Source organism: Elioraea sp. (assembly GCF_022842375.1).
Taxonomy (GTDB): domain Bacteria; phylum Pseudomonadota; class Alphaproteobacteria; order Acetobacterales; family Acetobacteraceae; genus Elioraea_A.
The window spans coordinates 16,312-40,244 of the sequence record NZ_JALHPR010000019.1 but is presented as its reverse complement, the minus strand read 5'-3'; the positions used below and the strand labels follow the sequence as shown (position 1 = coordinate 40,244).

Annotated in this window: 21 protein-coding genes; 7 read left to right on the top strand and 14 right to left on the bottom strand. The window is 69.5% G+C overall.

Annotated elements, in window-relative coordinates; genetic code table 11:
* Positions 1–44: 44 nt before the first annotated feature.
* From Q0C38_RS15640 to Q0C38_RS15575, 14 genes are all read right to left on the bottom strand, one after another.
* Entirely contained in the window at positions 45–1,622 is a 1,578-nt protein-coding gene (locus Q0C38_RS15640) for a hypothetical protein (RefSeq protein ID WP_291298043.1), read from the bottom strand.
* Positions 1,623–1,633: 11 nt separating this feature from the next.
* Positions 1,634–2,908, bottom strand: a complete 1,275-nt coding sequence (locus Q0C38_RS15635; protein ID WP_291298042.1) for a hypothetical protein — start codon at positions 2,906–2,908, stop codon at positions 1,634–1,636.
* Between the two features lie 12 nt (positions 2,909–2,920).
* Positions 2,921–4,441, bottom strand: a complete 1,521-nt coding sequence (locus tag Q0C38_RS15630; RefSeq protein WP_291298041.1) for a hypothetical protein — start codon at positions 4,439–4,441, stop codon at positions 2,921–2,923.
* A 95-nt stretch (positions 4,442–4,536) separates the two neighbouring features.
* The gene (locus Q0C38_RS15625; RefSeq protein WP_291298040.1) at positions 4,537–4,803 is read right to left on the bottom strand and encodes a protealysin inhibitor emfourin; all 267 of its coding nucleotides are present in this window, start codon (positions 4,801–4,803) and stop codon (positions 4,537–4,539) included.
* Entirely contained in the window at positions 4,796–6,121 is a 1,326-nt protein-coding gene (locus Q0C38_RS15620) for a M4 family metallopeptidase (protein ID WP_291298039.1), read from the bottom strand. Before Q0C38_RS15620 ends, Q0C38_RS15625 begins: the two co-directional genes overlap by 8 nt.
* Positions 6,122–6,394: 273 nt before the next feature.
* The gene (locus Q0C38_RS15615) at positions 6,395–7,657 is read right to left on the bottom strand and encodes a pitrilysin family protein (protein ID WP_291298038.1); all 1,263 of its coding nucleotides are present in this window, start codon (positions 7,655–7,657) and stop codon (positions 6,395–6,397) included.
* Positions 7,654–9,066: a pitrilysin family protein gene (locus tag Q0C38_RS15610; protein WP_291298037.1), complete on the bottom strand. Its 1,413-nt coding sequence runs from the start codon at positions 9,064–9,066 to the stop codon at positions 7,654–7,656. Before Q0C38_RS15610 ends, Q0C38_RS15615 begins: the two co-directional genes overlap by 4 nt.
* Positions 9,067–9,271: 205 nt before the next feature.
* Entirely contained in the window at positions 9,272–10,141 is an 870-nt protein-coding gene (locus Q0C38_RS15605; RefSeq protein ID WP_291298036.1) for an SMP-30/gluconolactonase/LRE family protein, read from the bottom strand.
* Positions 10,142–10,292: 151 nt separating this feature from the next.
* Positions 10,293–10,865 (bottom strand): DUF3035 domain-containing protein, encoded by a 573-nt coding sequence (locus Q0C38_RS15600; protein WP_291298035.1) that lies wholly within the window; start codon positions 10,863–10,865, stop codon positions 10,293–10,295.
* A complete protein-coding gene (gene lspA / locus Q0C38_RS15595) occupies positions 10,862–11,353 on the bottom strand; it encodes a signal peptidase II (protein WP_291298034.1) in 492 nt (163 codons plus the stop codon). The genes Q0C38_RS15600 and lspA overlap by 4 nt, the downstream gene beginning before the upstream one ends.
* A 10-nt stretch (positions 11,354–11,363) precedes the next feature.
* Complete coding sequence (gene ileS, locus Q0C38_RS15590) at positions 11,364–14,207, bottom strand: isoleucine--tRNA ligase (protein ID WP_291298033.1); 2,844 nt, start codon at positions 14,205–14,207, stop codon at positions 11,364–11,366.
* A 183-nt stretch (positions 14,208–14,390) separates the two neighbouring features.
* Positions 14,391–14,723: a multidrug efflux SMR transporter gene (locus tag Q0C38_RS15585; protein ID WP_291298032.1), complete on the bottom strand. Its 333-nt coding sequence runs from the start codon at positions 14,721–14,723 to the stop codon at positions 14,391–14,393.
* Positions 14,720–15,664 carry a bifunctional riboflavin kinase/FAD synthetase gene (locus Q0C38_RS15580; protein ID WP_291298031.1) on the bottom strand — a complete coding sequence of 315 codons (945 nt, stop codon included), beginning with the start codon at positions 15,662–15,664 and terminating at the stop codon, positions 14,720–14,722. Before Q0C38_RS15580 ends, Q0C38_RS15585 begins: the two co-directional genes overlap by 4 nt.
* 141 nt (positions 15,665–15,805) lie before the next feature.
* Positions 15,806–16,264: a MaoC family dehydratase gene (locus Q0C38_RS15575; RefSeq protein ID WP_291298090.1), complete on the bottom strand. Its 459-nt coding sequence runs from the start codon at positions 16,262–16,264 to the stop codon at positions 15,806–15,808.
* A 170-nt stretch (positions 16,265–16,434) separates the two neighbouring features.
* Between Q0C38_RS15575 and Q0C38_RS15570 the strand changes: the two genes are divergently transcribed.
* From Q0C38_RS15570 to Q0C38_RS15540, 7 genes are all read left to right on the top strand, one after another.
* On the top strand, positions 16,435–17,574 hold the full coding sequence (locus Q0C38_RS15570; RefSeq protein WP_291298030.1) for a M20 family metallopeptidase: 1,140 nt from the start codon (positions 16,435–16,437) through the stop codon (positions 17,572–17,574).
* Positions 17,575–17,587: 13 nt separating this feature from the next.
* Positions 17,588–18,529 carry a branched-chain amino acid transaminase gene (locus Q0C38_RS15565; protein WP_291298029.1) on the top strand — a complete coding sequence of 314 codons (942 nt, stop codon included), beginning with the start codon at positions 17,588–17,590 and terminating at the stop codon, positions 18,527–18,529.
* Positions 18,530–18,604: 75 nt separating this feature from the next.
* Positions 18,605–20,149, top strand: a complete 1,545-nt coding sequence (locus tag Q0C38_RS15560) for an ABC transporter substrate-binding protein (protein WP_291298028.1) — start codon at positions 18,605–18,607, stop codon at positions 20,147–20,149.
* Between the two features lie 36 nt (positions 20,150–20,185).
* The gene (locus tag Q0C38_RS15555; protein ID WP_291298027.1) at positions 20,186–21,133 is read left to right on the top strand and encodes an ABC transporter permease; all 948 of its coding nucleotides are present in this window, start codon (positions 20,186–20,188) and stop codon (positions 21,131–21,133) included.
* Positions 21,123–22,007: an ABC transporter permease gene (locus tag Q0C38_RS15550; RefSeq protein WP_291298026.1), complete on the top strand. Its 885-nt coding sequence runs from the start codon at positions 21,123–21,125 to the stop codon at positions 22,005–22,007. The genes Q0C38_RS15555 and Q0C38_RS15550 overlap by 11 nt, the downstream gene beginning before the upstream one ends.
* Positions 22,004–22,966, top strand: a complete 963-nt coding sequence (locus Q0C38_RS15545; protein WP_291298025.1) for an ABC transporter ATP-binding protein — start codon at positions 22,004–22,006, stop codon at positions 22,964–22,966. The genes Q0C38_RS15550 and Q0C38_RS15545 overlap by 4 nt, the downstream gene beginning before the upstream one ends.
* Positions 22,963–23,928, top strand: coding sequence for an ABC transporter ATP-binding protein (locus Q0C38_RS15540; protein ID WP_291298024.1), 966 nt, complete (start codon positions 22,963–22,965; stop codon positions 23,926–23,928). Before Q0C38_RS15545 ends, Q0C38_RS15540 begins: the two co-directional genes overlap by 4 nt.
* The last annotated feature ends 5 nt before the right edge of the window (positions 23,929–23,933 follow it).

The window sequence follows — 23,933 nt, the reverse complement described above, 5'->3', positions numbered from 1 at the left end:
CGGCGGCGAAAGAAAGGCGGCCGTTGACGCGCGGGGCGTCGCCCTCAGGCGAAGATGAGCGCTGCCTCGACCGCGGCTGCAGAGGTGCCGGGCAGGAAGATCGCCGCGTCGGTCACGAAGTTCTCGATCGTGCCTGGCCCCATGCCGGGCGGTGGCAGGCTCGCGAGGTCGGTCAGGACCAGCGCGCCGAAGCCGAGACCGGTGCCGGAGAAGTCACCGACCCCGCCGAGCACCACGACGTTGTCGCGCGCGATGCCTTCCAGCACGATCCTATCCAGGACCGGGTCGAACCGCTCCACCCGGTCGACGCCGTCGCCGGCGGCGTAGCGGAGCACGTCCGCCCCATCCGAGCTGATGACGCGATCACCACCGGTCGTGTCGATGCCGTAGATGCCTTCGGGCTGGGAGAAGCTTCGCAACTCGGCCTCGTTGCCCGGCAGGAAGGCGAGGCTCAGTGTGTCGAAGAACTGGCCGCCGAGGGACAGCGGGACGACAGCGACCGGATTGCCGCTCCAGTCGGTGCCCGCTTGATCGCCGCCAGGTCCCTCGAGGCGCATCTCGGCAACCACCCTGCCGTTCAGCAGGAACGTCGCGTCGAAGCTGATGGCCGGAAAGACGAACTCCCCGGCGTTGTTTGGGTCTTCGACTGGCTCGAAGAACAGGGTCATCTCGCGCGTCGGGTAGATGCCGAGGGCGGACGGATCGAGCGGGTACCAGTCCGGCGGGCTGAAGCTCTCCGACAGGATGCGCAGCCCCCCGCCGTCGGGTCCCATGCGGATGTCGGTTTGCGCGCGCACGGCTTCGGCGCGTTGCCAGCTGTTGCCCTCGCTGTCCGTGATGATCAGCGGTCCGGCATCGAACCGGTCATTCCCCGCGCCGAGCTCGGCCACCACGAGGCTGTGCCGCCCGTCATTCGCGAGGGTGCGAAATCCGTCGAGCGTGGTCTTCGGTGCGTCCCACCCGCCCCGCCAGACCGCGAGGGTGTCACCATGCTCCGAGCCGAACACGGCGAAGGTATTGCCCCAGCCTGGCCCGTTCGAGGTGAGTGTCACTGTCGCGGCGACGGCGTGCGGTGACTCGGTCGCGTCGATCTCGCCGCGCTTGACGTTCTCGATGTCGACGTAGACGCCCCCCACGGGGTCCTCGGGTGCCGCGCGCCCGTCTCCGATCTTCACGCGGACATCGACGATGTTGCGCGTGATCACCGCTCCGAAGATGCCATTCTGGCCATCGGCCATGTCCTCAGCGCCGAGGAACAGCTCGAGGTTCTTGATGCCGTTCCAGTCAGCGTCCGCCAGCTGCACGACGATGGCGGCGGCAGGGTCGAGCGCAAGCAACGCCTCAGGGTTGCGGGGACCCGCCGGCGCATCGAACACGCGCCCGTCGCCGACGGCGGTATCGGCCGTGGGGCCGAGCGCGAGCAGCGCCCAGTCGGACCGGCGCACGTCCGTTCCCGTGAACGCGGTGAAGGCGGACAGCGGAAAGTCCGTGACAACGCCGTTGACCAGCCCCGCGACCGCGCCCGCCGTGTCGCCTGGCAGCCCTGCGGGCCCCCAGAGGTCACGTGTGCCGAAGGGTCGCGAGGTCTGGCTGAACAGGACGTAGCTCGACGATGACGACATGCTGGATTCCCTCACGCAAAGATCAACGCGGATGAGACCGCTGGCGCGGACATGTCGGTGACCAGGATCGCCTGGCTGGTCGCGTAGGCGTTGAGACCGGCCTGAAGATCGCCGACGTCGAAGAGGATGAGTGCCGCGGGGCCGAGCCGGTCACCCGCGCGCCAGACGTCGAACACGGCGATTTCGGCGGGGTCGAACCCCTCGAGAACGATCCGGTCCCTTGCCGGATCGAACCGATCGATCCGGTCCGTGCCATCACCGCGTGCGTAACGGATCAGGTCCGGCCCGTCGGAGCAGATCAGCCGGTCGCCGCTCGTGGAGGCTGTTCGCAGGAACCGGTCAGAAAGCTCGAAGCCGTCCGACAGCATGAAATCCGCGCTCCCCCGATCAGGCCCCAGGCGGATGTCGGTGCGTGCGAGCGGCGCGCTGCCCGCGATCGGCCCGTCGAAGTCGAAGAGCAGGCCGGCATCGAACCGGTCATTGCCCTCGCCGAGGTCCGCCACGATGAGGCTGTATCGGCCATCGTTGACGAGGTTCCTGAAGCCGTCCAGCGTCGTCTTCTCCGCATTCCAGTCGCCGCGCCGGATCCATACGCTGTCGTCGAACGCCGAGCCGTCCACCACGAAGGTGTTTCCCCAGTCAGGGCCGTTCGAGGTGAGGCTGATGTTGGCACGGACAGGGTAGGGCGAGGCGCTGGCATCGAGTTCGCCGCGCTTGACGTTCGAGATGTACACCTCGGCCGTGAAGATCGGCGGTATCGGCGGCTGGGCTGGCGGGGGATCGTCACCGATGCTGATGCGGACATCCACGATGTTGCGCACGGAGACGACCGTCGTGTCGGCGTTCAGGCCCGCGCTGGTCAAGGCGACCTCGACGTTCTTCACGCCGTTCCAGTCCTCATCCGCCAGGCCGAGGAACACCGTTCCAGAGACCGTCAGGTCGATCGTCGTGAAGGTCGGGTTCCTGGCGCTCTCGGGGCCTGAGAAGACGCGGCCATCGGACACGACGCCAACTTCAGGGCCACCGGCCCAGATCGCGCCGGTCAGTACGGCTTCGGCGTCGGTCTCGCCAAACGGCGCGAAGTCGAACAAAGCCCAGTCCGGCCGGACGAACTCGGTTCCGCCGAAGGCATTGAATGCCGAGCGCGGAAACGCGCCCGCCGCGCCGTCGATCAGGCCGGGGACGGAGCCCGCCGTGCCGCCGGGAAGTCCTGTCGGCCCCCAGAGGTCGCGCGTGCCGGAGGGCCGCGAGGTCTGGCTGAACAGGACGTAGTTTGACGATGCCATGGCGTGTTCCCCTCAGGCGAAGATGATGTCGGTGCCGATGGCGAGGTCACGCACACCGACGAGGGTGATGCCGTTGCGTTCGTCGATGGGCGGGTCGTACGGAGGGTTGTACGGGCTGTCGAACAACACCACCGTGCCGTCTTCCGTCTCGAAGATCCGCGCATCCGCCGCGGCCTCGAGCACCAGAACGTCCTGGCCCCTCTCGAAGTTCCAGATCGTGTCGACGTTGTCGCCGTAGGCGTAGCGGAACACGTTCACGCCGGGCCCGGCCACGAGCAGGCTGCCGGAACCGTCGCTGCCCGTGAGCCGACCGGGCGTCTCGGCGATGACGATCGATCTGGGCCGGAACGCGCCACCGAATTCCGCGACCGGCGCGCCGAGACTGCCGAGCCCCTCGATCGTCATCGTGTCGAAGCTGCGCGAGGCAAGCCAGTCGACCGTCACGATGAGGCGCTGCTCCCCTGTGCCGGGGTCGACGTCGAGGACGGTCTCGACGAAGGCCGGATTGACCGTTTCGATCACGACACCGTCGCGCCACAGTGTCACGGGCCCGAGCGCGGGCACTGGCCCCGGCAGGGCGAGATGGAGGCCGAGGTCGATGCGCGCCGCCAGCGCATCGAAGGTGACCGACAGCGCGTCGCCGGCGTCGCTCGCATCGTAGCCTATCCCGTCCCACCGGACGTAAAGGAAGCCGGCGTCCTCGCCGGCGCGCACGTCCGTCATCGCCTTCACGGCGCGGGCGTCGAAGCTGCTGTCGCCGGCCATGGTCACGACGACGTGCGTAAGGCTGCCGTCGTTCACGATGTTGCGAAATCCGTCGAGTGCTGTCGTCCCACCCGCCCAGTCGCCTGGCAGCAGCGTGATGCTGCTCCCGTTGCCCTTGATGACGAAGGTGTTGCCCCAGCCCTCGCCGTTGGAGGCGAAGGACACCGTTGCATGCAACTGGCCGAGTTCCGCGGCGTCGATCTCGCCCCGCTTGACGTTCTCGATCACGATCGAGGCGTAGCGTGGTGGCCCTTCCTCGGTTACGAGGCTGTCGCCGAGCTTCACCCGCACGTCGACGACGTTGCGGATGAACACGTCCGGTTCCGGTCCGTCATAAACGAGCGCGGCGTTGGTCAGGAACACCTCGACGTTCTTGATGCCGTTCCAGTCGCGGTCTGCCAGCACGATCGAGACGCCGCCGGAAGGGTCGGCATCGAAGGCGACCTGCGGGTTCCGCGGCCCGGGCGGCGCGACGAAGACCCTTCCATCAGCCGTGACGGCGGCGGCGTCGATCGCGCCCGTCAGCGCCGCGCTCGTCGCGCTCTGGCCGGCCGCGACAAGGTCGAACAGCGCCCAGTCGCCCCTGACGAACTCGGTGCCCTGGAACGCGTCGAAGGCTGAGAGCGGCACGTCGGTGACGATGCCGTTTATCAGCCCCGGCACCGACCCTGCGATGCCGCCTGGGAGGCCCTCGGGACCCCAAAGGTCACGCGTGCCGAAGGGCCGCGATGTCTGGCTGAACAGGATGTAGCTCTCTGGCGAAGCCATGGCGTCCCCCGGGTGTCGTTATGACGCGTGGGGGACGATGGGCCACAGGCGGGCACGGCGCGTTGTTGCAGGTCAATCGCCCGCTGGAGGGCGGCTCAGCGGATGATGTCGGCCAGCGCGTCCGGCACGGCATCCTCGGGCAGGGCGAGCTCGCGCGTCGCACCGCCCGCGTAGGCAAGGGTGATGGCGAAGCTGAACCTGTCGGCCCCGCGCGCCGGTGGACGCGGCGGCGAGCCCGCGAGGGCGGCGAGCGCCTTGGCCTGCGCGTCGGTGAGCGAGGCGCCATCGACCGTCCGCCGGCGCGTCATGCCGCCGACACCGCCGGTGCGGACGATGGTGACGGAGGCGATGCGCTCAGCCACGGCGCGTTGCCCTCACGCTGCGCGCCGGCAGGGCGGCGGCCGCGCGGGCAGGGGCCCGTTTCGGTGCCGGCTTGGGGGCGGTCTTCTTCGGGGCCGGCTTCTTCAGCGGCGCCTTCTTCGGGGCCGTCTTCGGCGGGGCTTTCTTCGGCGTCGTCGTCTTCGGGGGCGCCTTCTTGGGCCCTGGCGTCTTCTTCGGTGGCACTTTCCTGGGTGGCGTCTTTGGGGGCGCCTTCTGGGGCGCCTTTTGGGGCGCCTCCACTGCCTCCACCTTCGGCTTGCGGATGGCGGTCGGCACGACGCCGACGCTGTCCCACGCCGCGGCGACGAGTTTCGCTGCCTTCGCGTCGTAGAGGATGCCCGCGACCTCGATCGTCTCCTTCGCCGCCTCGCGGAACGAGGCGCGCTGGCTCATCCGCCCCTTCTCGGTGAAGGCGCGCCACCAGATGCGGCCGGCCTTCTCCCAGGCATAGCCGCCGAAGCCGGTGGCGACGCGGTGGAACACCACGTTGGGGATGCCGGAGTTGATGTGCACCCCGCCCGAATCCGACACGCCGCGATAGAGATCGCGCATGTGCGCCGGCTGCGTGTCACGGCCGAGCAACGGGTCGTCGTAGGCGGTGCCCGGCGCCTTCAGGCTGCGCAGGCCCAGCGCGATGCCGGGCGCCTGCTTCACCTCGGGGCCGAGCAGTTCCGCGCCGATCAGCCAATCGGCATCGGCTGCCTTGGTCTTGGCGTGCCACTGCTTCACCAGGCTGCCCATCACATCGGCGAAATGTTCGTTCAGCGCACCGGGCTGTTCCCAGTAGACCAGGTTGGCCGTGAATTCGAGCACGCCGTGGGCAAGCTCATGCGCGATCACGTCGAGGCTGCGGGTGAAGCGGAGGAACACCTCGCCATCCCCGTCGCCGTACACCATCTGCCTGCCGTTCCAGAACGCGTTGTCATAGCCGCGGCCGTAATGGACGGTGCTGACCATCCGCATGTCGGCGCCGTCGAGCCCGGCGTGGCCGAACACCGACTTGAAGAAATCGTAGGTGGTGCCCGCGCCCTCGAAGGCCTCGTCCACGGCTGCGTCTCCCGTCGGCGGGGCGCCTTCGGGGCGGATCAGCGTGCCGGGCAGCGACTGGCCCTGCCGGGCGGAATAGACGGCCCGCTGCCTGCCGCCCGCGCGCTTCCGGGCGGCCTGCTCGGGCTCAGGGTCAGGCGCCGAGGCGGCGAGGCGGGTTTCGCGGAGGCTGCGCGTGACGGCGAGCGTATCCTCGGCCCAGCGCTTCAGCGAGGGGCGCTTGGCGCGCGCGGCGATGTTTTCGAGCATCATCGGCGGAGTGATGCAGCAAAGGCCGCAGCGGCAGGCCGCACGCGACATGGAGGCTCCTCGGCCCGTGTGTCCGGCCTGAAGGCGCCGGATTCGTCACCATTCTGCAACGGGCACGGCGGCGATGCCAGCGCCGCGTGAGGAGGGCTTGATGGGGTCGTGTCCAGGCGCGCGACGCATGAGGTTGCCCCTCAGCCTCGCTCCGCTCACTTCCGGGGCGTGCCGCCCCTGCGGCGAGCCAAGGCGGCGAAGCCGCCGCCCGCCGCCGGGGGGCGATCAGATCGCCGGCCGTCCCACCACCGACACCGACAGCGCGGCAGGATCGAGCAGGCGCCGAGCCGCCCGCTGCGCGTCGGCCAGCGTCACGGCCTGGACGCGGGCGATGCGGTTGCCCAGCCACTCAGGCCGCCGGCCGAGGGACTGCAACGCCACCAGCGTGCCGGCGATCTGGCCCGTGCTCGTGAACCCGAGCGGGAAGCTGCCGGTCAGGAACGCCTTGGCGTTTTCGACCTCCTCCGCCGTCGGGCCCGTCTCGGCCATCCGCGCCCACTCGGCCTTCAGCAGCGACAGCGTCTCGCCGAAGCGCGGGTTCTCGGTGCTGACCGAGCCGAGCACCAGGCTGCGGCCCGCGAACGGCGCGATCTGCGTGCCGATGCCGTAGGTCAGCCCCCGCTTCTCGCGGATCTCCTCGGTCAGGCGTGACGAGAACCCGCCGCCGCCAAGGATCCAGTTCACCACCTGGCAGGCTTCCCAGTCAGGGTCGTCGGGCGAGGGGCCGCCATGGCCGAAGATCGCCACGGCCTGCGGGGCGTCACGCTCGACCAGCGCCACACCGAACCGCGCGGGCTCCGGCATCGGGGCCACCGCCGCCGCGTCGCCCGCCGGCACGGCGCCGAAGGCGGCATCGAGAAGCCGGCCGAGCCCGGGCCCATCGATCGCGCCAGAGGCCGCGGCGATCAGGGAGCCGCGACGAAGCTGGTCGGCGATCGCGACCGTCAGGTCATCGCGGGCGAGGACGGCGAGGGCTGCCTCGGTGCCGCCTGGCGGGCGCGCGAAGGGGTGGGGGGAGAGGGAGCGTTCCCACCAGGCGCGGGAGGCGATCGAGCGCGGGTCCTCCGCCTCGCGGCGGAGAGCGATGGCACGGCCCGCCTTCACCCGCGCGATGGCGGAGCCGTCGAAGCGCGGCTTCGTCATCGCCAGCGCCAGCATCTCGGCCGCGAAGCCGGTCTCCTCGGCCAGCATGCGGGCGGAACCGGTGAACTCGTCACGCCCCGCGCCGAAGGAGATGCTCACGGCACGATCCCTGAGCGCGGTCGAGAAGGCAGCGGTGTCGAGCTCCCCCGCCCCCTGGTCGAGCAGGGCGGCGGCGAGCGTGGCACGCCCCTCCTTCCCGGCCGGGTCGAGCGCTGACCCGCCCTTGAACGCGAAGGAGAGGGAGACGACGGGAACCGAACGGTCCTCGATCAGCCAGGCGCGGATGCCGCCGGGCGAGGTGATGGTCTGGACCGGAACCGACCAGCCGCTCCCTTGGCCGGTCACGAGCGGTTCCCCTCTGCCGGGAGGAGCCAGCCGGTGATGGAGCCTTCCTCCTTCAGCACGGCGCGCAAGGCTGCCGTCACGCGCTCGGGCGTCACGGTGCGGATGCGGGTGGGCCAGGCCTCGACGCTCTCGATCGGCAGGCCAACGGTCAGCGCCGCGCCGATCGTGCGCGCCCCGCCCATCAGGCTGTCGCGCGCGAAGGCGGCCCCGGCGGTGAGCTGGCGGATCGCACTCTCGACCTGCTCGCCCGCCACCTCGGCCTGCACCGCCTTGGCGATGGTCTCGTCCAGCGCTGCCTCAACGCGCTCGGGTGCGACGCCGGGGCGGGGGGCGGCGGAGAGGGCGAACTCGGTCTGGTCGACCGTGTCGCCGCCGTACCAGGCGCCGGTGGAGGCCGCGAGGCCGCTGTCGACCAGTGCCTTCCAGAGGATCGAGGACGGCCCGCTGCCGAGGACGTGGGCGGCGACGTCGAGCGCGTCCGCCACGCCCTGGTCGGCGCGTGCCGAGGGCGCCGGGTACATACGGGAGAGCGAGGGTTCCCGCACGCGGGCGTCACGCACCGTCACGCGGCGGGTGCCGAGGGGTGGGGGCTCCTGCGGGCGTGCGCGCTCCGGCGCCGGGCCACCGGTGACGCGGCCGTAGGTGTCCTCCGCCATGCGTCGCACCGCCTCGGTGTCCGCGGCGCCCTGGACGACGAGGATCGCGTTCGAGGGCCGGTAGTGCTGGCGGTAGAAGGCGAGGAGGTTGTCGCGCGTGATCGCGCGGATCTCGCTTTCCCAGCCGATGATGGGGCGGCCGTAGGGGTGGTTGACGAAGAAGGCATTCTGAAGCCGTTCTCGGAAGCGCGAGCGCGGGTTGTTGTCCACCACCTGCCGCCGCTCCTCGATCACCACGAGGCGCTCTGGCGCGATGTCCTTCTCGTCAAGCAGCAGGTTGGTCATCCGGTCGGCCTCCATGCCCATGACGAGGGGGAGGCGATCGGCCGCGACCTGCTGGAAATAGGCGGTGTAGTCATGGCCGGTGAAGGCGTTGTCGCGACCACCCTCGCGGGCGACGCGCCGGCTGAACTGGCCGGCGGGGAGGGTGGTGGTTCCCTTGAACATCAGGTGCTCGAGGAAATGCGCCAGGCCCGATTGCCCGGTGGTCTCGTCGGCCGCACCGACGCGGTACCACACCATGTGAGCGACGACCGGCGCGCGCGACATGGGGATGACGACGCCCTTCATCCCGTTGGCAAGCGTGAAGGTCTCGGCCCCGAACACGCTTCCCGCGGGCGATGGCGTGGTCGCCTGCGTCGTGGCCTGGGCCAGCGCCGGGAGGGCCGGCAGGGCGGCCAGGGCTGCACCGGCGGCGCCGGCGGCGAGCAGGGTGCGGCGTTCGATGTGGTCAGCGTCGCGGATGTCGGTCATGCGATGAGGTCCCCTTCGCCCAGAGAAATGGCGCGGGACGCTGCGCCTGCCAGGGTGGTGCCGCCAGACGTGAAGCAGTTTGCCGCCGCGGTAAGGCGATAGACTACCAGATAAATTTGCCGCCGCCGTCTGGCTTCGATCTGAAACTCGTCCAGAGGGCGTTGCACGCCATCCTCTCCGCGGACCGGTGTTTCCGGATGGACACTCAGGGAATGCCGGCCCCCGGGACCGCGACGTCAACGACCCGGATGGTGGCGCTTGGGGTCCGCGCGATCTCGGTCGGATCGTGGGAGTCAGAGCCGCAGATGAAGAGGTGCTGACGTGTCGGCCCTCCAAGCATCACCGCGTAGCACTCCGTATCCATGTCCACCCGCTCGAGGATCTCGCCGCCTTCTCGGACCCGCAATGCACCGAAATCGCCTTCAGGATTGGCAAGCCACACCGCACCTTCTGCATCAAGCGCAATGCCATCGGGACTAACGCCAGCGGGCAGCTGCGCATGGATGCGCCGATTGGCGAGCGATCCGTCGGCCTCGATGTCGAACGCCGTCAGGCGGTGACCCATGGTCTCGCCAACGATCAATGTCCTGCCGTCGGGCGTGATCACCATCCCATTCGGAAAGTGCAGGCCGTCGGCGACAACCCGTGTGCGTCCATCGGGATCGACGCAGGCAATCACGCAGGTGTCGACCGGCTGGGCCGTGGGATCGAAGAAGTCATAGCCGATATCCCCCACGTACATCCGATCCCCGGCATCGACGATCCCATCGCTCAGGCAGAAGGTCGTGATATCGGCGAGATCGGAGAACGGTGACAGCGCCGTTCCGTCCCAGCGGTGGATGTGTCGCTGCATCGCATTGCCAACCAGGAGACTGTTGTCTCGCCGGAATCCAAAGGCATTCGGGATGAATGGCAATTCCACGGCCGTCTCGACCCGCCCCTCAAGATCCGCGGTCTTGATCCGCCTGTCATGGATGTCGAGAAACCACAGCTTGCCGTCGTGCCAGCGCGGGCTCTCCGTGAATTTCAGCCCGCGCGTCTTGTTGATCAGGAGGGTGCTGCTGTGCGTGATCATCGGTTCCTCCCTCCCTGTGTTGCCCGGTTGCCTCACCGCATGCGGCGGTCGCGAAGCAGCCTGGCGCGCCAACCCTGGCGGGGCGGACGAGCAGCGTGGCGATGCCGATCACCCGCGGCGACGGGGCCAAGCTCGGCCCGGAAATCCGGCCTCAGAAGATACCCTCAAGCAGGCCCCGCCGGCGACGCTGGATGATCGGGGTGTCGCCGACCGTCTGGTCGCGGCCGAGTGCGGCGTTCTCGCGCAGCCGCTGCTGTTCGCGGGCGGGGTCGAGCACCACGCCGGGCTGTTCCGGCGTCCGCCAGAACACGAGGCGGTCGGTGAACCCCCGCGAGGTGCGGTCGAGCAGGGTGGTCTCGTCATCCACCGTGTTGCGCACGCCTGCCGGCGGGGCAGGACCGGCGGCGGCGAGCAAGGCACTCTCGCCACGCGAATTGGGCCCGCCGGTCGGCGCGGCGGAGCCGACGACGACGCCCTGGCGGCCGGCCAGCACCGCTGCAGCCTGTTCGCGCGTCGGGCCTTCCTGCGGCCTGGGCGCACCGGGGCGCGGCGGGCGCAGCGCAAAGTCGGGTGGCACGGTCAGCGGCGCGCGGGTGGCCACCTGGAACTCGTCCGGCGGGTCGCGTGCGAGGCCGAAGGTCTTGGCCGTGTTCTCGCCGCAGCCGACCGCCAGCGCACAGGCACCGGCCAGGACAGCGACGCGGATAGGGCGAGTGGACTTCATCGCGTCTCGTTACCCTCTGACCTTGGCCGGAGCAAGGCATCCGCAAGCAGCAGCCCCACCCCGATCACGATCGCGCTGTCGGCGACGTTGAACACATACCAGTGCCAGCCGAAGGCGTGCAGGTCCACGAAATCGACCACGGCACCGAAGCGCACCCTGTCGATCACATTGCCCACCGCCCCGCCGAGGACAAGACCCAGGGCGACCGCGACCAGCCGGTTTTCCGCCCGTGTCATCCACACCGCGAGTGCCACCGCGACGGCGAGCGCGATGCCCGCCAGCACATAGGGGTGCCACCAGGCAGTCCCAGCCAGCAGGCCGAAGGTGACGCCGCGGTTCCAGACCATCGTCAGGTTGAAGTTGGGCGTGATCACGATGCGCCCGACCTCGGGCAGCCGCACGATCTCGAGGATCCACCACTTCGTGACCTGGTCGGCGACCAGGAGGACGAGCGCGACCGGCAGGCCGAGGCGGAGCCGTGGGTTCACGAACCGCTCGTCACGCCGCTTCGCGCCGTGCCGTCAGCCCCGAACGCACCGCATCGGCGCAGCGGTCGCAGAGGCCCGGGTGGTCATCATGCGTGCCGACCTCGGGCAGCACCTTCCAGCACCGCTCGCACTTCAGGCCCGGCGCCTTGGCCGGCACCACGGCGATGCCGGGAAGCCCATCGAGGCTGAAGGCGCCAGCAGGTGCAGGCTCGGTCGAGAGCGTGAGGCCGGAGGTGATCGCCACCTCGGCCCAGCCCTCGGCGGTGAGGTGCGGCGCATCGGCCTCCGGCAGGTGCAGCGCGGGGGCGGCCTGCAGGCTTGCGCCGATCCGGCCCTCGGCCCGCTCCTTCTCGATCGCGCCCGTCACGCCGCGGCGGATCTCGCGGATGCGCGCCCACTTCGCCGCCAGCGCCTCATCCCGCCACGCGGCGGGCACCTCGGGGAAGAGGCGGAGATGCACCGAGCCGTCCTCCGACGGGTACCGCGCGAGCCAGGCTTCCTCCGCCGTGAACACCAGCACCGGGGCAAGCCAGGCGGTGAGGCAGTGGAACAGGTGGTCGAGCACCGTGCGCGCCGCACGCCGCCGCAGGCTGTCGGGCCTGTCGCAGTAGAGGGCGTCCTTGCGCACGTCGAAATAGAAGGCCGAAAGGTCGGTCGCGCAGAACTGGTGCAGCTCGGCGAACACGCCGGTCCAGGTATAGCCGTCGGTCGCGGCACGCACGCGGGTGTCGAGCTCCGACAGGCGGTGCAGCACCCAGCGCTCGAGCTCCGGCATCGCGGCGAAGTCGACGCGCTCCTCCTCCGCGAAGCCTTCGAGGGCGCCGAGCAGCCAGCGCAGCGTGTTGCGGATGCGGCGATAGAGCTCCGCCTGCTGCTTCAGGATCTCGGGGCCGATGCGCAGGTCCTCGGTGTAGTCCGACGCCATGACCCAGAGGCGCAGGATGTCGGCGCCGTACTGGGCCGTCACCTCCTGCGGGGCGGTGACGTTGCCGAGCGACTTCGACATCTTCCGGCCCTGCTCGTCGAGCACGAAGCCATGGGTGAGCACCGCGTTGTAGGGCGCCCGCCCGCGCGTGCCGCAGGCTTCCAGCAGCGAGGAATGAAACCAGCCGCGATGCTGGTCGGAGCCTTCGAGGTAGAGATCGGCCGGCCAGGCGAGGCCTGGGTTGGTTTCGAGAACGAAGGCATGCGTCGAGCCGCTCTCGAACCAGACCTCGACGATGTCGCGGATCTGCTCGTAGTCATCGGGGTTGCGATCGTTGCCGAGGAAGACGGCGGGCGGGGTGGTCCACCACGCATCCGCACCGTCGCGTGCGAAGGCCTCGGCGATGCGGTCGATCACCGCCTGGTCGCGCAAGGGCTCGCCGGTGCGCTTGTCGACGAAGATGGCGATGGGCACGCCCCAGGCGCGCTGGCGGCTGACGCACCAGTCGGGCCGCTGCGCGATCATGGAGCGCAGCCGGTTCTGCCCCTGGGCGGGGACGAAGCGCGTCTCCTCGATCGCGGCGAGTGCCGGCGCGCGCACGCCATGCGCCCCGTCCATCGCGATGAACCATTGCGGCGTGTTGCGGAAGATCAGCGGCGCCTTCGACCGCCAGGAATGCGGGTAGGAATGGACGAGGATGCCGCGGCCGAGCAGCCCGCCGGCTGCCTCCAGCGCCGCGCAGACCGGGTCGGCCGCCTTGTAGACATGCACGCCCGCGAACAGCGGCACATGGGCGAAGTAGGTGCCGTCGGGCCCCACCGTGTCGGGCGTCGGCAGCCCGTTGGCCTGGCCCAGATGCCAGTCATCCTCGCCATGGCCGGGGGCGATGTGCACGAACCCCGTGCCGGCCTCGGTCGTGACGAAGTCTCCCGGCAGGGCGGGGACGTCGAAATCATAACCCTGCCCGCGGAGGGGGTGCGCACAGACGGTACCGGCGAGGTCAGCGCCCTTCAGCACGCGGCGCACCACGTGCTGGGTGATGCCGGCCTGTTTCGCGACATCGGGCAGCATGGCGAGCGCGATGAGGACGTGCTCGCCCACCCTGGCGCGCGACCCCTCGGCAACGCCCTCGACCGCGACGAGGGCGTAGTCGATGTCGGCGCCATAGGCGACCGCGCGGTTGCCCGGCATCGTCCAGGGCGTGGTGGTCCAGATCACGATGGCCGCGCCCGCAAGGTCGGGGGCCGTGGCGGTCACGATGGGGAAGCGCACCCAGATCGTGGTGGACTTGTGGTCGTGGTACTCGACCTCCGCGTCGGCCAGCGCGGTCTTCTCGACCGGGCTCCACAGCACCGGCTTGGCGCCGCGATAGAGGCCGCCATTCATCAGGAACTTGCCGATCTCGCGGAAGATCACGGCTTCGGAGCGGAAATGCATCGTCGCGTAGGGGTTCGCCCAGTCGCCGGCGACACCGAGGCGCGCAAACTCCTCGCGCTGGACCGACAGCCAATGCTCGGCATAGGCGCGGCACTCGGCGCGGAACACGATCGGGTCGACCGCGTCCTTGTCCTTGCCCGCGGCGCGGTACTGCTCCTCGATCTTCCACTCGATCGGCAGGCCGTGACAGTCCCACCCCGGCACGTAGTTGGCGTCGTAGCCCGCCATCTGCTTGGCGCGGTTGACCACGTCCTTCAGGATCTTGTTCAGCGCGTGGCCGATATGGAGGTTGCCGTTGGCGTAGGGCGGGCCGTCATGGAGGATGAACTTTGGCCGGCCTGCCGCTTCCTTCCGTAGCCTCTCCCACATGCCGAGCTTCTCCCACCGCGCCAGCAGGGCGGGTTCGCGCTTCGGCAGGTCGCCGCGCATGGGGAAGGGAGTGTTCGGCAGGAACACGGTGTCGCGGTAGTCGCGCTTGGCGGCGTCGGTCATCGGGAACTCTTCTGTGTCAGGCGCGCGCATGCGGGCGCGCGGGCGGTCGCGGTCTCGTGGTCCCGGCGCCCGTTCAGGACGCCGGGCGCGTAATTCGGCTCTGCTGCGCCCGCGCCATGCCGAAGCGATACCGAACCGGCCCCGACCGGTCAAATGCGGGGGGTCAAATGCCGGAACGGACGGTCAGGACACGAGCTTGAGCGCGACGACACCCGCGACGATGGTGGCAATTGCCCCCATCCGCGCCGCGGTGGCGGGTTCGCCGAGCAGCATCATGCCGGCGATGGCCGTTCCCGCTGCCCCGATCCCGACCCAGACGGCATAGGCCGTGCCGATCGGCAGCCCACGCGCGGCGGTGGCGAGCAGCACCATGCTGGCCACGATCGCGGTTGCCGTGAGCCCGGTTTCGAGCGGTTTCCTGAGCGACAGCCCATCCGACAGCTTCAATCCGATCGCCCAGGCGATCTCGAGGATGCCGGCGAGGACGAGCAGGATCCAGGCGGTGGTCGTGCTCATGCCGCCAACACCGCGCGGGCGGCGCTGCAATCGGCGTGCATCTGCGCGACCAACGCCTCCAGGCTGTCGAACTTCGCCTCCGGACGCAGGAAGCCCTTGAGCTGCACGCGCATCCGCCTCCCGTAGAGATCGGCCGCATAGTCGAACAGGAACACCTCCAGCAGCGGTTCGGGCAGCGGGTTCACGGTCGGACGAAGGCCGAGGCTCGCGGCGCCATCGTGCCAGGTAACGCCGCCTGCGCCATCCTCGATGCCCGCGCGCACGGCATAGATGCCGAGCCGTGGCGCGAGGTGATCGCCTAGCGGGATGTTCGCGGTGGGAAAGCCGAGGGTGCGGCCAAGCTGCTCGCCCCGCTGCACCACGCCTCGGATCTCCCACGCCCTGCCGAGGATGGCTGCCGCGCGCGCCGTGTCGCCTTCGGCCAGCGCGTGGCGGACGGCGGTGGAGGAGAGCGACAGCCCGCCCTCGCCGGCCGTCTTCTCCACCACCGTGACGCCGATGCCGAGCGTGATGCCGAGGGACCGCAGCAGCGAGGGGTCGCCGCCGCGGCGATGGCCGAAATGGAAATTGGGGCCGCAGGCGAGATGCGCCGCACCGAGGCGCGCCCCGAGGATGTCGCGCACGAAGGCCTCCGCCGTGATGCGGCTGAACGCCGTGTCGAACGGTACCGAGACCAGGAGCTGGACGCCGAGGGAGGCGAGCGCGTCCGCCTTGGCTTCCGCGAGCGTCAGGCGGAAGGGCGGGTCATCCGGGCGGAAGACCTGGCGCGGATGTGGCTCGAAGGTCAGCGCCGCGAGGGGGGCGCCAAGCCTGCGGGCATGCGATGCGGCGGCATCGACGACCACTGCGTGGCCGCGATGAACGCCATCGAAATTGCCGAGCGCGATCGACGCGCCACGGGCCTCGGCCGGAATGTCGTTGAGATCGGAGAGGACGCGCATGCCGGGCGACGGTTAGAGCAGATCGCATACGGCTAGAACCAGCCGTATGCGTGAAGACGCTCGCCAAAATAACCGAGAGCGGTTTCCACACATGTGGGAACCGCTCTAGGGCCGCCGCCCGCTCTGGTCAATCAGCCAGGATCAGGCGGCTGCCGCCTGGACAGCAGCCTTCGACGGCACCATCACCACCGCCTCGCCCTCGACGACGGCCTTGCCGCCGACGGTGCAGGTGGTGCGCAGCGTCGCGCGCTTCTTGTCGATGTCGAGCGAGACGACCTCGCACGTCGCCGTCACCGTATCGCCGATGCGCACCGGCGCCTTGAACTTCAGCGACTGTGCCAGATAGACCGTGCCGGGCCCGGGCAGCTTCGTGCCGAGCACCGTCGAGATGAAGGCGGCCGAGAGCATGCCGTGGGCGATTCGGCCCTTGAACACGGTCTTTTCCGCATATTCGGCATCGAGATGCACGGGATTCATGTCCCCCGAGACGCCGGCGAAGAGGACGATGTCGCTCTCCGTCACGGTGCGGGAGAAGGAGGCAGCCATCCCTTCGACGAGATCCTCGAAGAAGATGAAGCCATTACCGACCATAACGCTCATCGTCACTCAGCCTTTCCTCTTCGCCTCGCGGCGGCTGCTGCATCGCAGCATCGGCACAGTAGCCCACGGGTGCCTTGCTGGACAAGCGTTCCATGGCCGCGCACCCTGGAACAGTTTTGCAACACGTCATGAACGAAGCCTCACCATCCGACGTTCGGAGCCGAAAAACGATGACCGCCGACACACCCCGCACCGACCCAGGCTCGTCAGAACAGATCCTGGCCGGCCTGCGGACATGGGTGGAGACGGAAACCCCGACCGACGATGCCGCCGCGGTCAACCGCCTGGTCGACAAGGCGGAGGCAGGTTTGCGGGAAGCCGGCGCTGCCGTGACCCGAATCCCGGGCCGTGACGGCTATGCCGATAATCTCCGCGCCCGCATCGGGCCGGAGGGGGGCAGGGGAATCCTGGTTGCAGGGCATCTCGACACGGTCTGGCCGATGGGAACGCTCGCCACAATGCCGTTTCGCGTCGATGGCGCCCGCGCGCACGGGCCCGGCATCTTCGACATGAAGGCGGGCAGCTACCTCGCCTGGCATGCCGTGACCTCGCTGCTCACCCAGAAGGTGGCGACGAAGCTTCCCGTCACGCTGCTGCTGACGCCCGACGAGGAGGTGGGAAGCCCCACCAGCCGCGCGCTGATCGAGGCGGAGGCGCGCGCGAGCGCCTATGTGCTGATCCCCGAACCGGCTGGCCCAGGCGGGGCGGTGGTCACGGCGAGGAAGGGCGTCGGCCGTTTCGTGATGCGCATCAAGGGGGTGGCCGCGCATTCGGGGGGCAACTTCCAGGACGGGCGGTCCGCCGTGGTGGAGCTTGCGCACCAGATCCTCGCCATCAACGCGATGGTCGACCCCGCGCGCGGCATCACCACGAACGTGGCGCCGATCAGCGGGGGCACGCGGCCGAACGTGATCGCCCCCGAGGCCGAGTGCGAGATCGACCTCCGCGTCGCCACCATCGAGGATGGCGAGCGGATGGAGGCGGCCATCCTCGGCCTTCACGCCGTGACGGAAGGATGCACCGTGACGGTGACGGGGGGCATGAACCGCCCGCCCTTCGCCGAGAACCCGACCAACCTCGCCCTCTACGCCCAGGCCGCCGCGATCGCCGGCCGCCTCGGCCTCGCGTTGCCGAAGCAGCATCGCGGCGGCGGGTCGGACGGCAATTTCACCGCGGCCCTTGGCGTGCCGACGCTCGACGGCCTCGGCTGCACCGGGGCGGGCGCGCATGCCGACCATGAGCATATCCTCTGGCAGGATCTCGCGGGCCGTGCTGCGCTGATGCTCGGGCTTCTCGAGACGTTGCAATAAGGGAACAGGCGCCATGCCGACACCGACGGCCGCGATGATGTCACTCAACGGCCGCGTCGTGCCGTATGACCAGTGCTTCGTCCATGCCTTCTCGGGCGCCGTGAAGTACGGCGCCGGCGTGTTCGAGGGCCTGCGCGCCTACTGGAACGCCGAGCGGAACGACCTCTACGTGTTCCGGCTCGATGAGCATCTCGAGCGCCTTCGCTACGGCATGCGGGTGATGCGGCTCGACCCTGTGTTCGAGAAGGCGTTCATGGAGGATGCGCTGCTGGCGATGGTCCGCGCCAACGGTCTTCGCGAGAACATCCACCTGCGGATGATCGCCTTCCTCGATGGTGATGACGAGCTGGCCGCCACCGGCCCCGTCGGCCTCGTCTGCGGTGCCGTGCCGCGGCCACGGTCGAAGGCCGTGACCGAGGGCGTTCACGTCGCCGTCTCGACCTATGCCCGCCTGTCCGACAACGCCATGCCGCCGCGGGTGAAGGCCACCGGCAACTACATCAACAACCGCGCGGCCGAGCTCGAGGCGCGGCGGAACGGCTACCAGGGCGTGCTGATGCTCACCGATCGCGGCAAGGTCTCGGAAGGCTCCGGCGCCTGCTTCTTCATGGTGCGGAACGGCGCGTTGCACACGCCCGACGTCTCCTCCGACATCCTCGAGAGCATCACGCGCGAGACGGTGATCACGCTCGCCCGCGATCGCGGCATCGTGGTGCACGAGCGCCCGATCGACCGCCACGAGGTGTACGCCGCCGACGAGGCGTTCTGGTGCGGCTCCGGCTACGAGGTGCAGCCGATCCTGTCCCTCGATCGCCTCGCCCTCGGTTCCGGCGCGCCGGGCGCAGTGACGCGTGCGCTGCAGCAGGCCTATTTCGACGTGGTGGAGGGCCGCACCGAGGCACACCCCGCCTGGCGCACGCCGGTCTGGGGGAACGCCGCAAGGGTTGCGGCATGAGTTTCATTCCAGTGTTGCCAAGCACGCCCATGTGACGGACCATCCGCCGGCATCAACAAGAACCGGGAGGCTTCGATGCACCTGACACGACGCAACGCACTCATCGGCAGTGCGGGGCTTGCGGCTTCGGCGTCGCTCCCCGCGGCGGCACAGCGGCGCGGCGGCGACCTGGTGTTCGCCCAGGAAGCGACGGTGCCGACGCTCGACATGCACTTCTCGACATCGATCGCGACACGCAACGTCGCGATGAACATGTACGAGATGCTCGTCTCCCGGAACGAGAACAACGCCCCCGTCGCCGACCTCGCCGAGGGGTGGGACGAGAGTGCCGATGGCCTCACCTACACGTTCCGCCTCCGCCGCGGCGTGAAGTTCCACAACGGCAAGGACATGACCTCGGCCGACGTGCTCGCCTCCTGGCGCCGCTATGCGCGCATGGCGCTGCAGCGCCGCGTGCTCGGCGATGTCGAGGCGATGAGCGCGCCCGATGCGCACACCTTCGTGGTGAAGCTGAAGGCGCGGCAGCCGACCTTCATCGACCAGATCTCCTCCTTCGCGGTGCCCATCTCCATCCACCCGGCCGAGCAGGAGAACGCCGAGGGCGGCAAGCTCGAGCCGATCGGAACGGGGCCGTTCCAGTTCGTCGAGTTCGTGCCCGACAGCCACGTGCTGATCCGCCGCTTCGACGGCTACGCGCCGAACACGGCGTACCAGGGCACCGATGGCTTCGCCGGCCGCAAGGTGGTGACGCTCGACACCGTGCGCTTCCGCCTGGTGCGCGAGGCGGGCGCGCGCGTCGCCGGCCTCGAGACGGGCGAGTTGCACGTGGTCGAGGACGTTCCCACCAAGTCGGCCGAGCGGCTGCGCACCAACCGCGACATCCGGCTGCTGCCGATGAAGCATTGGTGGCTGCACGGCGCGTGGATGAACCACCAGCGGCCACCGACGAACAACCTGATGGTGCGGCGAGCGATCCAGACCGCTCTCGACATGGAAGCGATCATGGAGATCGCGACCGACGGCGCCTATGACCTCCACCCGGGCCTGCAGTATCCCGGAAACCCCTACTACACGGATGCCGGAAAGCAGTTCTACAACGTGAACGATCCGGCGAAGGCGCAGGCGATGCTGCGCCAGGCGAACTATCAGGGGCAGGAGCTGGTGATCATCACCAACTCCTCCTTCGCCTCCATGTACAACGCCGCCGTCGTGGTGACCGAGCAGCTGCGCGCCATCGGGCTCAGGGTACGGATGGACGTGTTCGACTGGGCGACCGCGATCGCACGCCGCCGCGACGCCGATGCGTGGAACCTCTGGTTCACCGGCCAGGGCACCGGCCCCTCCGTCGGGCCCTTCACGGCGATGATCGACGTGGTCTCGCCGCAGCTGAACCAGGTGGTGGCCGACCCTACGCTCGACGCCCTCTACGCCGAGCTTCTCTCGCGGCCGGCGGAAGCCGAGCGCAAGGCCGTGTTCGCGCGCTTCCAGGAGCGCGTCCATGAGCAGGTGCACTTCCTGAAATTCGGCGACCTGACGAAGGTGCAGGCAGCGCGCGCGTCCGTGCAGGGCTTCACGCCCTATCGCATCCCGCGCTTCTGGAACGTGTCGCTGGGCGCCTGACGGGCCGGGGGCCGACGAGGCGGGAGTTCCTGCGGGGTGTTGCGCTACGCGGTGCGACGGATCGCGGCATCGGTGCCGGTGCTGCTGCTCGTCACGCTGATCTCGTTCTCGATGATGCATCTCGTGCCCGGCGACCCTGCGGCGGCGATCGCAGGGGCCGGGGCGACGAATGCCGAGATCGAGGCGATCAGACTCCAGCTCGGCCTCGACAAGCCGTTCCTGGTGCAGCTCGCCACCTGGTATGGCGGGCTGCTCCAGGGCGACCTTGGTCGCTCGATCCTGCTCAATCGCCCCGTCTGGCAGGCGATCGTCGAACGCCTGCCGATCACGCTGCCGCTGGCGCTGTTCGCGCTTCTGCTCACGCTGCTGATCGGCATTCCCGCCGGCATCATCGCCGCGTTGCGCGCCAACACCTGGATCGACCAGGCGGTGACGGGGCTTGCCATGCTGGGGGTCTCGGTGCCGAGCTTCTGGCTCGCACTTATGCTCATCGTGCTGTTCGGCGTGCATCTTGAGTGGCTGCCGACCGGCGGCTTCGTGCCGTTCTCGGAAAACCCCGTCGCCTGGGCGCGGTCGATGGTGCTGCCGTCGATCTCGCTCGCGCTGCTGCAGATCGGGCTTCTCGCGCGCATCACCCGCGGCACGATGCTCGAAGTGCTGCGGCAGGACTACGTGCGCACCGCGCGCGCCAAGGGCCTGCCCGGCTGGATGGTGATCGGCAAGCACGCGCTGAAGAACGTGATGGTGCCTGTCGTCACCGTCATCGGAATCTCGTTCGGGCTGCTGCTCTCGGGCTCGATCGTGATCGAGACGGTGTATGGCATGCCCGGGATCGGCCGGCTGATCGCCAACGCGATCTTCGGGCGCGACTATCCGGTGATCCAGGGGGGCCTGCTGCTCACCGGCACGGTGCTCGTGCTGCTGAACCTGGTGGTCGACCTGCTCTATGCCGTGATCGACCCGCGCGTGCGCTATGGCAGCTGAGGCGGTTCTCGCGGTGGGGGCGTTGCCGCCGGCACGGCGCTTCGCGCTCACGCGCCGGCTGTTCCGCCATCGCCTGTTCGTGACCGGGCTGGTCCTGTTCGGGGCGATGCTGTTCCTCGCCCTCGCCGCCGACTGGATCGCCCCATACAGCCCGATGCGCATGCAGTTCCGCGCCCGCTTCCGCCCGCCTGGCGGGGCGTTCCTGTTCGGCACCGACAATTTCGGCCGCGACATCTTCTCCCGCCTCTGCTTCGGCGCACGGCTTTCGCTCGGCATCGGCTTCGCGGTGGTGGTCGCCACCGGCATCATCGGCACGGCAACCGGCCTGCTCGCCGGCTATTTCCGACGCCTGGATGAGTGGCTGATGCGGGTGATGGATGCGTTGATGGCGTTTCCCGCGGTGATGCTCGCGCTCGCCATCGCCGCCGCCCTCGGGCCATCGGCGGCCAATGCGGTGATCGCGCTCTCCGTCGTCTACATCCCGCGCACCGCGCGCATCGTGCGCGCCACCGTGCTGGTGGTGCGCGAGATGGATTATGTGCAGGCCGCGCGCGCGTTCGGCGGGCGTGACCTCTGGATCATCTGGCGGCACATCCTGCCGAACTCCCTCGCGCCGCTGATCGTGCAGCTCACCTTCATCTTCGCCTACGCGGTGCTGGCCGAGAGCATCCTCTCCTTCCTCGGCGTCGGCCCGCCGCCGCCGACGCCGACCTGGGGCAACATGATCGCGGAGGGGAAGGACTACATCCGCGAGGCCTGGTGGATCGCGATGTTTCCCGGCCTCGCCATCGCCATCACCGTGCTCGGCCTCAACATGCTCGGCGACGGGTTGCGCGACGTGCTCGATCCGCGCCTCAAGGTGCAGCAGGGATGAGCGCGCTGCTCGAGATCGAGGACCTCGCCGTTGCCTTCCGCACCGAGCGGGGGGAGGTGGAGGCGCTGTCGGGCGTCTCGCTCACGGTGGGCGAGGGCGAGAGCTTCGGCGTGGTGGGCGAGAGCGGCTCGGGCAAGAGCCTCACCGCGCTCGCCGTGATGGGCCTGGTGCCTGACCCGCCGGGGCGCATATCGCGCGGGCGCATCCGTTTCGCTGGCGAAACGCTCGACGCGAAGGCACAGGCGCGGCTGCGCGGGCGGGAGATCGCGATGATCTTCCAGGAGCCGATGTCGGCGCTGAACCCCGTGTTCACGGTGGGAGAGCAGGTTGCCGAGGGCCTGCGCGTGCATGAGAAGCTGTCGCACCGCGCCGCAAGCGCGCGCGCGGCCGAACTGCTCGGCCATGTCGGCATCCCCGACCCGGTGCGGCGGCTCGCGCAGTACCCGCACGAGCTTTCGGGCGGCATGCGGCAGCGCGTGATGATCGCCGCCGCGCTCGCCTGCCGCCCGCGCCTCCTGATCGCCGATGAGCCGACGACGGCGCTCGACGTCACGATCCAGGCACAGATCCTCGCGCTGCTCGCCGAGCTCCAGCGCGAGACGGGGATGGCAGTTCTGCTGATCACGCACGACCTCGGCGTGATCGCGCAGGTCGTGAGCCGCGTGGCGGTGATGTATGCCGGCCGTGTCGTCGAGACGGGCCCGGTGATCCCCGTGTTCGAGGAGGCCGCCCACCCCTACACGCGCGCGCTGCTGAAGAGCATTCCCGCGATGAACGAGGAGGCAGCGCGCCTTCCCGCCATCCCGGGCAGCGTGCCGGTGCCGGCGGCCTGGCCGGCCGGCTGCCGCTTCCATCCGCGCTGCGCGCTGGCCGAGGCGGCGTGCACCGCAGGCCTGCCGCCGCTCGTGACGGTCGCGCCCGATCATGATGCAGCATGCATCAAGGTCGGTGCGGCGTGACCGCACCGCTTCTCCAGGCGCGAGGCCTCGCCAAGCACTTCCCCGTTCGCCGCTCCCTCGGTGGCGCGCCAGGCACGGTGAAGGCGGTCGATGGCGTCGATCTCGATCTTGCCGCTGGCGAAACGCTCGGCCTCGTCGGCGAATCAGGCTGCGGCAAGACGACGCTCGGCCGCCTCGTGCTGCGGCTGATCGAGCCGACAGGCGGCAAGCTCCTGTTCGATGGCACCGACCTGCTGACGCTGCCGCCTGAGCGGATGCGCCTGATGCGCCGGCGGATGTCGATCATCTTCCAGGACCCTGTCGGCTCGCTCGATCCGCGGATGAGCGTTGCCGACATCATCGGCGAACCCCTGCGCATCTTCAGCGAAGGCAGCCGCGCCGAACGCCATGCCCGCGTGGCCGACCTTCTCTCGCGCGTCGGGCTGCGCCCCGAGCATGCCGCCCGCTTCCCGCACGAGTTCTCCGGCGGGCAGCGCCAGCGCATCGGCATCGCGCGCGCCCTCGCGCTGTCGCCTGCGATGGTGGTGTGCGACGAGCCCGTCTCGGCGCTCGACGTGTCGATCCAGGCGCAGATCGTGAACCTGCTGATGGACCTGCAGGCGGAGATGGGGCTGGCGTACCTCTTCGTCGCGCATGACCTTTCGGTGGTGCGCCACATCGCCGATCGCGTGGCGGTGATGTATCTCGGCCGCGTGGTCGAGACGGCACCGAAACGGGTGCTGTTCGCCGCCCCGAAGCATCCCTACACGAAGGCGCTGCTCGCCGCCGTGCCGGTGCCCAACCCGCGCGGGGCGATGCCGCCCGTCCCGCTCGCGGGCGAAATCCCCTCGCCGCTCGACCCCCCCTCGGGCTGCCATTTCCGCACCCGCTGCCCGCTCGCGATCGCCCGCTGCGCCGAGGAAACACCGCTTCTGCGCGAGGTCGAGGCCGATCACCGCGCCGCCTGCCATCTCGTCACCTGAGGAGC